This window comes from Fictibacillus halophilus (assembly GCF_016401385.1).
Classification (GTDB): domain Bacteria; phylum Bacillota; class Bacilli; order Bacillales; family Fictibacillaceae; genus Fictibacillus; species Fictibacillus halophilus.
Genome location: NZ_JAEACF010000001.1, coordinates 1,291,179 through 1,305,828, shown reverse-complemented (window position 1 = coordinate 1,305,828; position 14,650 = coordinate 1,291,179). Strand labels below are relative to the sequence as shown.

Annotated in this window: 11 protein-coding genes and 1 other annotated feature; of the genes, 3 read left to right on the top strand and 8 right to left on the bottom strand. The window is 39.0% G+C overall.

Annotation, left to right across the window (positions count from 1 at the left end):
- Positions 1-222 precede the first annotated feature (222 nt).
- Positions 223-1,302 carry a bifunctional 3-deoxy-7-phosphoheptulonate synthase/chorismate mutase gene (locus tag I5J82_RS06850; RefSeq protein WP_198767199.1) on the top strand — a complete coding sequence of 360 codons (1,080 nt, stop codon included), beginning with the start codon at positions 223-225 and terminating at the stop codon, positions 1,300-1,302.
- Positions 1,303-1,363: 61 nt separating this feature from the next.
- Here the strand turns inward: I5J82_RS06850 and I5J82_RS06845 are convergent, their stop codons facing one another.
- The gene (locus tag I5J82_RS06845; RefSeq protein WP_198767198.1) at positions 1,364-1,564 is read right to left on the bottom strand and encodes a DUF6501 family protein; all 201 of its coding nucleotides are present in this window, start codon (positions 1,562-1,564) and stop codon (positions 1,364-1,366) included.
- A gap of 154 nt (positions 1,565-1,718) precedes the next feature.
- On the opposite strand from I5J82_RS06845, the gene I5J82_RS06840 reads away from it, so the two are divergent.
- Complete coding sequence (locus I5J82_RS06840; protein WP_198767197.1) at positions 1,719-2,681, top strand: quinone oxidoreductase family protein; 963 nt, start codon at positions 1,719-1,721, stop codon at positions 2,679-2,681.
- Between the two features lie 204 nt (positions 2,682-2,885).
- Here I5J82_RS06840 and I5J82_RS06835 read toward each other — a convergent pair whose 3' ends face one another.
- The 6 genes from I5J82_RS06835 to I5J82_RS06810 form a co-directional block, all read right to left on the bottom strand.
- On the bottom strand, positions 2,886-3,860 hold the full coding sequence (locus I5J82_RS06835; protein ID WP_198767196.1) for a nuclease-related domain-containing protein: 975 nt from the start codon (positions 3,858-3,860) through the stop codon (positions 2,886-2,888).
- 352 nt (positions 3,861-4,212) lie between these two features.
- A complete protein-coding gene (gene odhB / locus I5J82_RS06830; RefSeq protein WP_198767195.1) occupies positions 4,213-5,487 on the bottom strand; it encodes a 2-oxoglutarate dehydrogenase complex dihydrolipoyllysine-residue succinyltransferase in 1,275 nt (424 codons plus the stop codon).
- Positions 5,480-8,335, bottom strand: a complete 2,856-nt coding sequence (locus I5J82_RS06825) for a 2-oxoglutarate dehydrogenase E1 component (protein ID WP_198767194.1) — start codon at positions 8,333-8,335, stop codon at positions 5,480-5,482. The genes odhB and I5J82_RS06825 overlap by 8 nt, the downstream gene beginning before the upstream one ends.
- 171 nt (positions 8,336-8,506) lie before the next feature.
- Positions 8,507-9,442: an EamA family transporter RarD gene (gene rarD, locus I5J82_RS06820; protein WP_198767193.1), complete on the bottom strand. Its 936-nt coding sequence runs from the start codon at positions 9,440-9,442 to the stop codon at positions 8,507-8,509.
- Between the two features lie 103 nt (positions 9,443-9,545).
- Positions 9,546-11,228, bottom strand: coding sequence for an arginine--tRNA ligase (gene argS, locus I5J82_RS06815; RefSeq protein WP_198767192.1), 1,683 nt, complete (start codon positions 11,226-11,228; stop codon positions 9,546-9,548).
- Between the two features lie 44 nt (positions 11,229-11,272).
- Positions 11,273-11,476 (bottom strand) — a binding site (T-box leader).
- A 47-nt stretch (positions 11,477-11,523) separates the two neighbouring features.
- Complete coding sequence (locus I5J82_RS06810; RefSeq protein WP_198767191.1) at positions 11,524-11,805, bottom strand: hypothetical protein; 282 nt, start codon at positions 11,803-11,805, stop codon at positions 11,524-11,526.
- Between the two features lie 87 nt (positions 11,806-11,892).
- Between I5J82_RS06810 and I5J82_RS06805 the strand changes: the two genes are divergently transcribed.
- Positions 11,893-13,254: an MATE family efflux transporter gene (locus I5J82_RS06805; RefSeq protein WP_198767190.1), complete on the top strand. Its 1,362-nt coding sequence runs from the start codon at positions 11,893-11,895 to the stop codon at positions 13,252-13,254.
- A gap of 360 nt (positions 13,255-13,614) precedes the next feature.
- Here the strand turns inward: I5J82_RS06805 and msrA are convergent, their stop codons facing one another.
- Positions 13,615-14,577: a peptide-methionine (S)-S-oxide reductase MsrA gene (msrA, locus tag I5J82_RS06800; protein WP_198767189.1), complete on the bottom strand. Its 963-nt coding sequence runs from the start codon at positions 14,575-14,577 to the stop codon at positions 13,615-13,617.
- Between the last annotated feature and the right edge of the window lie 73 nt (positions 14,578-14,650).

The following is a 14,650-nucleotide window of genomic DNA, read 5'->3' as shown; positions in this document are numbered from 1 at the left end:
TATGTCAAAAAGCTATTGAAAGTGGCTGAAAAATATTTTAAATCTTTTTTTGTGTAAGTACTTGACATTCTTTTGAAATCCCTTTAAAGTTACAAACAATACTTTATGAGACACACGCTTTAAAGCGCGAAAGTGTCTATGTGATTATGTATATAAATAAGCCTATAAGCGGCCGCGATATAGGAGCTAAAAAACTAGTGTAAATATGGGGAGGAACCACGCATGTCAAACGAATTAACAGAATTACGCAAACAGATGGACGATATTTCATTAAAAATCTTGGAGCTTCTTAATGAACGAGGTAATGTGGCACAACAAATTGGAAAGCTTAAAGAAATGCAAGGTGTTAAACGGTTTGATCCTGTAAGAGAAAGAGAACTATTAGATCTGATTGCTTCTCATAACGATGGTCCGTTTGAAACATCAACGGTACAACACATCTTCAAGCAAATCTTCAAAGCAAGCTTGGAGCTCCAAAAAGACGATAATCGAAAAGCTTTACTCGTATCTCGTAAAAAGAAACCTGAAGATACGATCGTAAATGTAAAAGGTGAAAAAATTGGTGATGGTAATCCTCACTTCATCATGGGTCCTTGTGCGGTAGAAAGCTACGAACAAGTGAAGCAAGTAGCAGAAGTAATTGCTGAAAAAGGATTAACGTTAATCCGAGGTGGCGCATTCAAACCGCGTACGTCTCCTTACGACTTCCAAGGACTTGGACTAGAAGGATTAAAAATTCTTCGTAAAGCAGCAGATGAACATCAGCTTGCTGTTGTAAGTGAAATTTTAAATCCGAACGATATTGAGATGGCTCTAGATTATGTTGATGTGATTCAGATCGGAGCACGTAACATGCAGAACTTCGATCTATTAAAAGCAGCTGGATCTGTGAACAAGCCCGTATTGCTGAAGCGTGGGTTAGCTGCGACGATTGAAGAATTCATGTACGCTGCTGAATACATCTTGGCTCAAGGTAACTCACAAGTCATTCTATGTGAACGCGGAATTCGTACGTACGAGAGAGCAACTCGTAACACACTTGATATTTCAGCGGTACCTATCCTTAAAAAAGAAACGCATCTTCCTGTAGTTGTGGACGTAACACACTCAACGGGCCGAAAAGACCTTCTCCTCCCTGCTGCTAAAGCGGCAATGGCGATCGGCGCAGATGCGGTTATGGCTGAAGTGCATCCTGATCCAGCAGTAGCGCTATCTGATTCAGCTCAACAGATGAACATTCCGGAATTCCACGAATTCATGGATGCTCTTTTAAACAAAGAAAAAAAGAAGATTCATTCATAATAGATAAAAAAAGCCTGGCTCCATGAGTCAGGCTTTTGATTTGTGATTGAAGATGGAGAGCCTAGCCTTCGAAATATTCTTTGTAGTATCCGCCAACCTTACCTGTGTTATCTACTACAAAATAAAATTCCTCTGTTTCATTTTTTAGTTCATATGTTTTACCAGCAGTTAAAGCACGGTTAACCATATATTTTTTTGCTTCTGTATGTACACATTTGATCTCGCGAATTGTTTCTCTGTTCGCCCACTCTAAATGAATCATGAAGTCTCTCTCCTTTAAGTAATTCTTTTGTTAAATCATAATGTGCCCTGCTCTATCTGTCAAATTCATTTTCTAGAGCTCCTTTCCTAGTATTTCACAGATCGTTTCGGTTAATATGATAAGGAAGAAACTATTAGAATGGAGATCTACATATATGAAGGCATTAGTTTTTGACAGCTTCGGTGGTCCAGAAGTTTTAGAATATCGTGAAATTAACAATCCAATTATAAGTGATCAGGACATCTTGCTAGAAATGAAAGCCATTGGTTTAAATTTCGCTGATGTATATAGAAGAAAAGGAAATTATCATCTAGAAGGTAAGCCTCCTTACATTTTAGGTTATGAAGGAGCAGGTATCGTTAAAGAAGTTGGTAGTGCTGTTAACGGTGTTTCTGTAGGAGATCGTATTGCATTTGCAGATGTACCTGCAGCAAACGCGGAACTTGTCGTTGTCCCTCACGATAAAGCGATACCCATTCCAGAAGGTGTATCCTTTGAATCAGCAGCCTCTCTTTTGTTACAAGGGCTGACTGCACATTATCTTACTAAAGACAGTTTTTCGATTAAGCAAGGTCACGTTGCATTGGTTCATGCGGCTGCCGGCGGTGTTGGACAGCTATTGATCCAGATAATCAAGTTGCTCGGAGGAAAGATTATTGGTCTAACGTCTTCAGATGAAAAACGTCAGGTCGCTATAGAAGCAGGAGCAGATTCAGTATTCTTATATAATGATAATTGGAAAGAAAGCGTATTGAGCGAAACTTTTGGCAAAGGTGTAGACGTTGTTTATGAGTCTGTCGGTTCTACGATAATGGATAGTTTTGAAGTAACAAAAATTGGTGGGACTGTCGTATTCTTTGGGATGGCTGGCGGCGATCCTGTGTCCATTGATCCTCGTATGCTCATGGATACTTCTAAGACCTTGACCGGAGGCGACTTATGGAATGTCCTCACATCTCACGAAGAACGTGTAAAACGTTCAAACGAGTTGTTTGAATGGATTAAGAATGGAGATGTAAAACTTTCAGAAACATCCTTTCCTTTACATGATGGTGCAAAAGCTCATGAATATTTAGAGAGTAGAAAAAGTACGGGTAAGATTTTGTTGATTCCTTAAGTTTTATATTGGTGAAATTACGGTGGCTGCTGATTGCAGCTGCCTTTTTTGTGCTTTAGTTGCAATATGCAAGTGTTATGATAATTTGATAGTCGTATTTTACAACTATTATTAGTTGTATTTTGCAAGTTATTATTAATAATTAAATAGTAGGTTCGTTGATTTGATTTTTTATTTGATTAATATAATTTTGAGCTAGATAAGTTATTCAGGAATCGGTAGCCTGTACGTAGCTGAATTAGTAGGACCGCTCGGGGTAAGATTCATGGATTTCAGAAGATTTTTCATACATGTAGATGAATTGATGTGTAGAAATCGTCTTAACATATTATTCTTAACAGGTTCTTCATAGATCAGTGCGTAGTCTTGTATAGCTTTTATATGAGCATCTTTGGATTTTATATTGCACTTAGAACAAACCCAAGTACTTCTCTCTCGTCGTATAGGAATATGATTGCAGTCTGGACAAAAGACTCCGGTGATAATGTCCGTGTGATTGATGTTGTATGTTTTTAATATGTCGGGGTTATGTCTTTCATGTTGCTTTAGCAGTTTTGAAGTTATTTTTGAGAGGTCCTTCTTTGAGAGGGTTTCTTGATGGTACGTTGAAATTTGTTGAACTTTATTAGCTAGACTCTTAGTCCGAATAATATGGACCGCTTTTTTGCCATAATGCGGGGATAACGTAATAAAAGATTTAGGGTTAGTTAGAACAACGAGGGAATAAAGCGGGATTTCAGGCAACTGATTTCTTTTCAACCAGCTTTCCAGATATATTTTTTGTTGTTGGACCTGGCTTACTGGATCAGGAAATGTTTCATCTACCCCATTTTTCGTTCGTTTCATCTGATCGAAGTGATGATCAAAATAAAGGTCACCTGAGAAGTTTTTAACCTCGAGTAACACGGCAAACGAAGTATGTAGGATCAAACAGTCTATTTGGAAGTAATAGTTTTTATCTTTATCTCTCGGAAGTCGCAAGTCATGAAAAATGAGGTATGAATTATCATCTAAATCGTGAAGATAATAATCGAGTGCTACTTCTCCTCTAAAACCTGCTGAATATCTTGCAAATTCAATTTGTAATTCATCGTATTTCGGGTGACTGGGCATTAATCTTTGCATTAAGGAATCCAATTTTAATAATTTGAGGGGCTTTGTACGTGGTTTTTTTATCAAGGTATCACCTCTTGCTTTTTAATACATATTTCATTCGAGAAAAATTGATAAAAAACCTTTAGTTTCAGCAATGATTTGATGAATATTTTTTACTCGGAAATTAAGTTGTGCACAATTAAGTCTAAAATGAAATAATTAAGCCAGAATTAACTATTATTAAGTCGTGTAACGCACCAATTAAGCCGATTTCAACCCTAATTAAGTCGAAAATTAAAAATAAAGGCCATTCGACAAATCTAGCCGCCTTCTAAAACACTCACTCACCTCTCATAAATCACCCTGATCAAACCCACAAAAAAACACCCCCTGCAAGCGCAGGAGGCGTTCCATATCATCATTACATTACTAAACATTAACCTTCTAAAAGAAGTGATTCTGGATCTTCCAGAAGTGATTTAATCGTTGTTAAGAAGCTTACTGCTTCTTTTCCATCTACAATACGGTGGTCATAAGAAAGCGCGATGTACATCATCGGACGGTTTTCCATGCGCTCTTTATCGATTGCTACTGGTCTCCATTGGATCGTGTGCATACCAAGGATACCAACTTGAGGTGCATTTAAGATAGGTGTTGATAGCATTGATCCGAAGATACCGCCGTTCGTGATTGTAAATGAACCACCTTGAAGGTCTTCTAATGATAGCTTTTTAGAACGTGCCTTCTCAGCCAAGTTTCCGATTTCTTTTTCAATACCAGCGAAGCTTAGACGATCAGCGTTGCGAACAACTGGTACAACTAGTCCTTCTTCTGCTCCAACTGCGATACCGATATCGTAGAACTTCTTAAGAACCATTTCATCGCCTTGAATCTCAGCGTTGATTGCAGGGAACTTTTTCAGTGCTCCTACAACAGCTTTCGTGAAGAATGACATGTATCCTAGTTTAACTCCGTTTTGCTCATAGAACTTGTCCTTACGACGAGCACGAACTTCGTTGATCGCCGTCATGTCAACTTCATTAAACGTTGTAAGCATCGCTGCCGTTTGTTGAGCTTCAACTAAACGCTTAGCGATTGTTTGACGTCTACGAGACATCTTCACGCGCTCAACTGGTTTTTCAGGATTTACCGCTTCAACTGAAGCAGCAGGCTTAGAAGCTGATGCAGCAGGTTTAGATGCTGGTGCAGCTTTCTCTGCGCTTCCACCTTCAGCATGGCGGATAACATCTTCTGTGCGAACGCGTCCAAGTGGATCACGAGTACTAATTTCAGAAAGATCGATGCCTTTCTCACGAGCTAGCTTGCGAGCAGCAGGAGATGCGATCGGGCGATCTGAAGCTTTCACTTCATCTTCAGCCGCGTCTTTTTCAACGACTGGCTCTTGTTTTTGTTGAGTTGGAGCAGCTTTTTCTTCAGTCTTTTCTTCTGCTGCTGGTTCTGCAGACTCAGAAGCACCGCCTTCAACGATAGAAGCGATAATATCCCCAACTGCTACAGTGTCGCCTGGTTCTACTTTGATATTTTTTAGAACGCCATCTCGCTCTGCACTGATCTCAATGTTTACTTTATCTGTTTCGAGCTCTACTAAATCTTCGCCTTTAACAACTGTGTCGCCTTCTTTTTTAAGCCATTGTGCTACTGTACCTTCTGAAATTGATTCGGCTAACTCCGGAACTTTAACGTCAAACATGTTCACGGCCTCCCTCTCGCGATTGAATGTCTAGTGCTAATGATGTTTGGATGATTTGTTCTTGTTCTTTTTTATAGATGTCTGGTTCCCCACCAGCCGTACTCGAACGTTCTTGACGTCCAATATATGATACGTGTGCTTTTGGTGCTACTGCACGAAGTTTAGGCTCGATGTATAACCAAGATCCCATGTTCTTCGGCTCTTCTTGCACCCAAATCAAGTCTTCAACGTTTGGATACTCTTTTAACAAAGCATTCATCTCTTCTTCTGGGAACGGATAGATCTGTTCAACACGAACGATATGCATTTCCGTTCTTGCTACTTGATCTTGCTCAAGTGCTTTTTCAAGATCAATCGCAATCTTACCAGAGCAAAGCAAGATTTTCTTCACTTTGTCTTTCTCTTTGCCTAGACCAGGCTGTTGTAACAATGGCATAAAGTGGTCACTTTCAAAAGCTTCCGCCATGGATGCCACTTTCGTGTCACGAAGCAAGCTTTTAGGTGTCATTACAACCAACGGACGAACCTCATCCATAGATAAGAGCTTAGCTTGGCGTCTTAGCAAATGGAAGTACTGTGAAGCTGTACTTACGTTAGCAACTGTCCAGTTATTTTCTGCACCAAGCTGTAAGAATCTTTCTAGACGTGCACTTGAATGCTCAGGTCCTTGACCTTCATATCCGTGAGGAAGAAGCATCACCATACCTGATTTTTGCCCCCACTTCGCACGACCTGCTGATAAGAACTGATCGAACAGAACTTGTGCAACGTTTGCGAAATCTCCGTATTGTGCTTCCCAAATAACAAGCGTTTCAGGTGCAAACACATTATAGCCGTACTCAAAACCAACAACTGATGATTCTGAGAGTGGACTGTTATGAATCGCAAACGAAACATCGATGTCATCCATCGCATGCAACGGAGAAAACTTCTTTCCGCTCTCACTATCGTTTAGAACAAGGTGTCTTTGCGCGAATGTACCACGCTCAGAGTCTTGCCCAGTAATTCGAATCGGCGTTCCATCCTTAAGAATGGAAGCAAACGCTAATGATTCAGCCATACCCCAATCAATCTTTTCCCCTTGGAACGACTTGCGTCTACGTTCAAGGATTCTTTTGATCTTCGGGTAAACATTAAAGTCTTCTGGGAACTTAAGCATGTTCTCTGTAAGTTCTTGAAGATCACTAACTGAAATTGTGGTATCGATATCAGGAAGTGCTTTCGATAAAGGATCAGGAAGTCTAGTGTCTTCCAATTTGAATTTTTCTTTGCGACCTTGAACTTTTTCATATTCAGTCTGATGCTTCTTTAATACATCTTCTTCAATGGATTTTACTTCTTCTTCAGAAAGTACTCCTTCTTTAACAAGCTGTTTTGCATAAACATCACGAACTGTCGGGTGACTGTTTACTTGTTTATACAATCTTGGCTGTGTTGCTGATGGATCGTCCATTTCATTGTGACCGAATCGACGATATCCGATTAGATCGATCAGAACGTCTTTTTGGAATTTTTTACGATACTCATAAGCAAGATGTACAGCTGCAATACATGCTTCTGGATCATCTGCATTAACGTGAATGATCGGAATCTCAAAACCTTTTGCAAGGTCACTCGCATATTTCGTTGAACGAGAATCACCACTATCCGTTGTGAAACCTACTAGGTTGTTAGCGATGATATGAAGTGTTCCACCTGTTTGATATCCTCTAAGACGACTTAAGTTCAATGTTTCAGCAACGATTCCTTCACCTGGAAAAGCAGCATCACCATGAATAAGGATCGCAAATGCTTTAGAAGTATCTTGAACTGGATAACCCTTCTTGTCACGTGTTTCTTGAGCTGCTCTTGTATATCCTTCAACAACTGGATCTACATACTCTAAGTGACTTGGGTTATTAGCAAGTGAGATTTTAATTTTATGAGATTGATCTGTTTCGACCAATCGGCTAGCACCTAGATGGTACTTTACATCTCCAGTCCATCCAAAGTTAATTCCTCTCGAACCTTCAGAAGGAATTAGTTCCTTGTTTGGAGAATGATGAAATTCTGAGAAAATTAGTTCATAAGGTTTGCCAAGCACGTGAGCAAGTACGTTTAGACGCCCACGGTGTGCCATTCCGATCAGAGCATGTTCAGCTCCGTCACGGCATCCTTCTTTAGCTGCTTCATCTAGCATCGGTACCAGCATATCAACGCCTTCAATAGAGAAACGCTTTTGTCCAACGAATGTCTTATGAAGGAATTTCTCAAATCCTTCAACTTCACTCAATCGTGTTAAAAGGTTCTTCTTATCTTCAGCAGAAAATTTAGGATAGTGTTGGCTTGTTTCAACCATGGTGTTTAACCATTGGCGTTCTTCAGTCTCATGAACATGACTGAATTCATAAGCGATTGTTTTCGTATACACTTCCTGTAGCATTTGGATCGCTTCATAGCCGTCTTGAACGCTTGATGGCGCTTCTTTCCAAATAAAGGAAGGTGGTATCGCTTTCAAATCTTCTTTTGTTAAGTTAAATTCTTTCGGGTCAATATGGTGGTTATCTTTCGGAAATTCCCCTACAGGATATAAGTCAGCTGCTAAGTGACCGTATGTGCGAATGTTTTCTGCTAATTTTAATGCAGCTGCTAATTTCTCGAAATCCAATCCATCAAAACTCTGTGCAGTACGTTGATTTGATTTAGAGTCCTCAATTGGAGGCCCCCAAGCATCAAATTTCTCTTTGAATGAACTGTCAACAGATTCCGGATCCACACTATATTGATCATATAGTTCAAGGATGTAGGCCATATTTGGTCCACTTAGTCCCTGCCAAGGATTTTCTGATTTGGAACGTTGATGACTCATCTTTTGTTCCCTCCTGCTTCCCTTTGTAAGTATTGTGCTGTTGCTGTTAACAGGTGATTCATCATTTCTCGCCATTGAATTTTTCCCTATTTAAAGCGCTCTCAAACAATGAATGAAAAGAACCTTATCATTGATAAGGTTTCAACTGTAACAATGGTCATTGCCATTATACTATATTTTCGCAGAAAGTGAATTTTGTTTTTTACGATTTATGAGATAATTTGCCCATTTTGTTTTGCTGACCGTAAAAATAAGGAGTGCAACCCATATCAAAGTAAATGAAATGACATGAATCTGACTAAATGTTTCATGATACAAAAATACACCTAAGACGAGCATGATAGTAGGAGCAATGTATTGTAGAAAACCGATCATCGTCATTGAGATCCGCTTTACACCTTGGGCAAAGCATAGTAATGGTACTGCAGTGACGAGTCCGGCGCCCCATAGAAGTAGTGTCGTAGAAGTGCCTCCAGAGATAAATGTCGCCTCCCCGTTCCATTGAAGGTAGATTAAATAAATGAACGCTAACGGAAAGACAAACATCGTCTCGAAGGTTAAACCAGTTAAAGAATCAAAACTCCCTAGTTTTTTTACAAGTCCATACAGGCCGAACGAAAGCGCTAGAGAAACAGCTACCCAAGGAAACTCTCCATGTTGCCACGTTAATAGAAAAACACCACAGGCAGCTAACAGAAAGGACACTAGCTGCCAGCTGTTTAATTTTTCTTTTAATACAAGCATGCCTAGAATTACACTAACAAGAGGATTAATATAATAGCCTAAACTCGCTTCAACAACATGATCTGTATTGACCGCCCAAATATACATGACCCAGTTCCCGCTTATTAATAGCGAGGCAATCAATACAGATAAGAACTGTTTCTTTTGATTAAAAAGGACTTTTATATCTCTTACTAGTGTATTTTTCTTTTTTAATAAGAACATAACAGCGACCATTAGTAGAAATGACCATAGAATTCGATGTGCTAAAATCTCGACGGAACCAGCTGATTGAAGCGGTTTCCAATACAGCGGAAGAAATCCCCAAATTAAATAAGAAAAAGCGGCGTACCATATACCCTTCGTATGTTCATTCAATTTCATTGTCCGTTCCTCGATCCCATAATTTATATGAAGTTATAAGATTATATAACGGAAGCTAGGAGATTATCTACTAAATAAACTTGTAGCAAAATAACCAGTAACTTTACATTCTATTCGGTGTTCGAATGCCTAATAATCTTAATCCTTCTTTCAGCACGATTTGAACAGAAGCACATAGCGCGAGTCTTTCAGGCGTTTCTTTACTGTTTAAGATTTTCACATGTGCATAATAATGATTGAATTTATGAGATAGCTTCAAAACATATTTAGAAATAACAGAAGGTTCTTTTCTGTGAAATGCCTGTTCAACAACTTCAGGGAATTCGTTTAATACAGATATGATCTCCCAGCTTTCTAATCCAATGGACAACTCTTTCGGAACACTTCCGTTAAAATCCCCTTTATTTAATAATGTTTGAATTCTTGCTGCTGTATACTGCACGTATGGACCTGTGTCGCCCTCGAATTTGAGCATCGCGTCAAGTGAGAATTCTACATCGTTTCCTTTCTCATTTTTTAAATCATGAAAGATAACGGCACCCACCCCTACTTGACGTGCGACATCCTGTAAATCTTGGAGTTCGGGATTTTTACTTTTAATATTTTGTTCTGCTAACTTTACTGCTTCTAAGATAACTGTTTCTAAAAGAACGGTTTTTCCTTTTCGAGTACTCATCTTCTTGCCATTCTGTAAAATGAGCCCGAATGAAACATGGTGAATGTGATCCGCCCAATCGTGTCCGAGCTTTTTCAGGACTCGTTTCACTTGTTCAAAATGTAGAGATTGTTCGTGACCGACAACATAGAAAGCTTCGTCAAAGTCGTATGTGTTCTTTCTATAGATAGCAGCCGTAATGTCACGTGTGGCATATAAAGTGGCACCGTCTGTCTTTTTGATCAAACACGGTGGTAGATCATCACCTACTCTTACGACCTGAGCTCCTTCAGAGAGTTTTAACAACTTCTTTTCTTGCAGCACATTTACAGTTGCGTTCATCTTATCGTTAAAGAACGCTTCACCGTTATAGGAATCGAAGTCGACATCCAACAGTTTATAAATCTTATGAAAAGCCTCTAAAGATACTTCTTTAAACCAGATCCATAATTCTTTTGCTTTTGGATCATGATCTTCTAATTTCTTAAACCACATTCTTCCTTCCTCATTTAACGAAGGATCTTTTTCAGCTTCTTCATGAAAGAGCACGTAAAGTTTAGTCAGCTCTTTAATTGGATTATTTCGAACTTTGTTTTCATCCCCCCACTTTAAATAAGCTGAGATCAATTTACCAAACTGAGTTCCCCAGTCTCCTATATAATTGATTTTAACTGTCGTGTACCCGCATTTTTCACTAATCGCTGCCATTGAGGAACCGATTACGGTAGAGCGTAAATGTCCCATTGAGAACGGCTTTGCAATATTAGGTGAGGAAAGGTCTAGAACGATCGTTTTGCCATTACCAAAACGATGGTTTGCGTAAGTGTTTTTCTCTTTTAAAATTTGAGTCAAAAGCGATTCAGTAGCTGCTTTTTTATTTAAAAAAATATTTACATAGCTTCCTATAGCTTCTATTTTCTCAAAATCATCTGAGATATTCCCAGCAGCTAACGTTTTTGCGATTTCATTTGGAGACTTCTTGAAGATTTTAGCTAATTGAAAACAGGGAAATGCTAAATCACCATGTTGAATCTGTTTTGGCTTTTCAATAAAGGCTTCAATTTGTTTTAATGTTAATTCACTGCCGATTTGATCTTTTAAATAAGTTGCGAATATTTTTTTACCGTTCATCCTTTTCCCTCCTAAAATAAAAAATCCGCCTCTTCTAAATTAATAGAAGAGGCGGATATGAACCGCGGTACCACTCTCATTGCCTAAAGGCCACTTGACTTGTTAACGGGAAGTCCCGGTCTGCTCTACTACGTTTTCAAGCAAACATTTCCAAAGTGCGCTTCGTCTGAAAGTTGTGCAAGGCTTACACCGATCCCTTGCTCGCTATGAACATCCTTACAGAGTACTCTCTTTTTCATAAATGTTCTGACATATAGTTTTTCATATTATATGTAGGTAAAAGCAAAAAGTCAACTTATTCCTTTTTATCAAGATCCAAGTAATCTCTCATTCGTTTAATATATCTTTTTAACCGAAATAACGTTTCCGTTCGTAAATACTTTGAGGTGAAAGCAGCAGAAACTGCTGGAACTGATACAAAAACTCCATGCTCCGTAACTCTAACGGGTATCACGCCTGTATAGATGGTTTCTCCACTGCTTCTATATAAGAGCTCTGTTGATACCAGTACAATTTTTTCGTCGCTTTGCTCACCTGGCAGAACAGATTGAACTTCAAAAAGAAATTGAACACTCATAGTTTCTCCTTCACGTATATTAGTTATGTTTTATGATATAATGCATTGTCTCGAATTGACAGTTAAAATAATAAAGGAAGTATGCAGATGATACAGACATATTCGTTAAGAGATAAATACAAAAACTTTTTATTGCTGGTGATTCCAGTCTTGGTCACTCAGTTAGGCTTGTATGCCATGAACTTTTTAGATACGGTAATGAGTGGCCGGTCTGGTGCTGATCAATTAGCAGGTGTAGCCATCGGATCGAGTTTGTGGGTGCCAATCTTCACTGGGCTAAATGGTATCCTTATGGCATTGACACCTATCGTCTCACAGCTTTTAGGTGCTAAGAACACTAAAAATGTTCCCCGATCTGTTATGCAAGCAGTCTACTTGTCTGTTGTAATATCCGTCATCGTTGTTGTTTTAGGATCAGTTGTGTTAGATCCTATTTTAGGAGCGATGTCTCTTGAAAAAGAAGTTGAAAATGTTGCAAGAGGATATTTAATCGCATTATCTTTCGGAATCATGCCGCTTTTTTTATACGGAGCACTTCGATCCTTCATCGACGCGCTAGGTCAAACTAGAATTACGATGTTTATCACCCTCATCGGATTACCGGTAAATGCTATCTTTAACTACCTTTTTATATTCGGCAAAGGTGGTTTTCCAGAATTAGGCGGTGTGGGTGCAGGTGTGGCAACAGCTATAACCTATTGGGTAACCGCGATTATAACCGTTCTGATTGTCGTTAAATTGAACCCGTTTAGGACATATAAACTATTTCGAACGTTCTATAAACCTTCTCTATCAGCTTGGAAAGAACAGTTGAAAATCGGCGTTCCGATTGGTCTTGCCATCTTTTTTGAAGTAAGTATATTTGCGGCTGTTACCTTGTTAATGAGTGATTTTAACACGATAACCATAGCGGCTCACCAAGCCGCACTTAACTTTGCTTCATTCCTATATATGCTGCCACTAAGCATCTCTTTTGCGCTTACGATTGCAGTTGGTTTTGAAGTTGGTGCAAAACGCTTTAAAGACGCAGCCCAATATAGTTACATCGGAATAATAACGGCAGTTGGATTTGCTCTAATCCTATCAGGTCTTTTAGTCATTTTCGATGACCAAGTAGCGAGAATGTATTCAAACGAACCAGAAGTCATTCAACTTACGATCTCGTTCTTATGGTATGCAGTGTTCTTTCAATTGGCTGACGCTATAGGTGCTCCAATACAAGGTGCACTAAGAGGCTATAAAGATGTAAATGTAACCTTTATGCTTTCATTTATCTCTTACTGGGTGCTTGGTCTACCCGTTGGATATTATCTAGCGAACTTCACAACTCTTGGTGCATATGGTTATTGGATTGGTTTAATATCAGGTCTAACAGCTGGCGCTATTATTCTATTTGCTCGATTAAAATATATTCAGTCACATTCTTATTCCTCTTATGAACAAAAATAAACCAGTTTTGAGCGTAGGCAAACAAAAGTTCCACATATAAAGGTTAAAAGCGGGAATCTCCGCTCCAGGATACTTGCTTTCTGCGGTCGGGCGGTGAGCCCCATCTTCTCCAATCCCTACATGTTAGGTAAACAAAAAAGGATCAAACCAACTCATATCGAGGCAGGTTTGATTCTTTTTCTATGTATAGGTGATAACGGATGATTAGTACGAGTAAATGCCAGGCGCAATCACTATAAAGTTACAAAGAAGCGTAGAGCGATATCAAATTAAAATCAAAGACGAGGCCCTATATGAAAAAAAGAAAAACCAGTGAAATTAACCGGTTTTTCTTTGTCTTGTTTTTGACTAAGTGTTGGTTTACTTTTCATCGAACAAAGTGAGATATTCTCCGTATCCTTTTTCTTTTAGTTCGTTCTTAGGAATAAAACGAAGTGCTGCAGAATTGATGCAATATCTTAGTCCACCTTTATCTCTTGGACCATCTGTGAATACATGTCCTAAATGAGAATCCGCATCCTTGCTTCTTACTTCCGTTCTGATCATGCCGTGAGATAAGTCTTCCTTTTCTTCGACAGTTGATGAACGAACTGGTTTTGTAAAACTCGGCCATCCACAGCTGCTATCAAATTTGTCTAAAGAACTGAAAAGAGGTTCCCCAGAAACGATATCCACATAGATACCTTCTTCAGTATGGTTCCAAAATTCATTTTGAAAAGGCGGTTCTGTCGCATCGTTTTGTGTAACGTTATATTGCATAGGATTCAATGTTTTGAGAACTTCTTCTTTCTGCTCATTGTCTACCCAGTGTGATTTGATAAAGACATCTCGTCCTGAGCCTTGACGATACCGCTTGTAATGAAAAGGATTCTTTTTATGATAATCCTGATGATATTCTTCAGCCGGATGGAATGTATCCGCAGGTAAAATTAATGTTGCGATCGGTTTGTCGAATCGACCGCTCTCTTCCAATTCCTTTTTTGATTCCTCAGCAATCGTTTTTTGTTCATCATCATGATAAAAAATGGCAGTACGATAGGAATCTCCTCGATCGTAAAATTGTCCGCCTGCATCAGTTGGATCAATTTGTTTCCAAAAAACGGAGACGATTTTTTCATATGAAATGATGGATGGATCAAATGTAATCTGGACTGCTTCAAAATGGCCGGTTGTTTCACTGCAGACTTCCTTATAAGTTGGATTTTCTGTGTGACCGCCTGTATAGCCTGATTCTACAGAAATGATACCTGGCCACTCTTCAAATGGTGTGACCATACACCAAAAGCATCCTCCAGCAAAAGTAGCTTTTGCATAGTTACTCATGAGATCAAACTCCTTTTTTCATCTGTTTGTTTCATCATATAAGAATGTCCATAAAAAGCATAGAAAAAGGCTC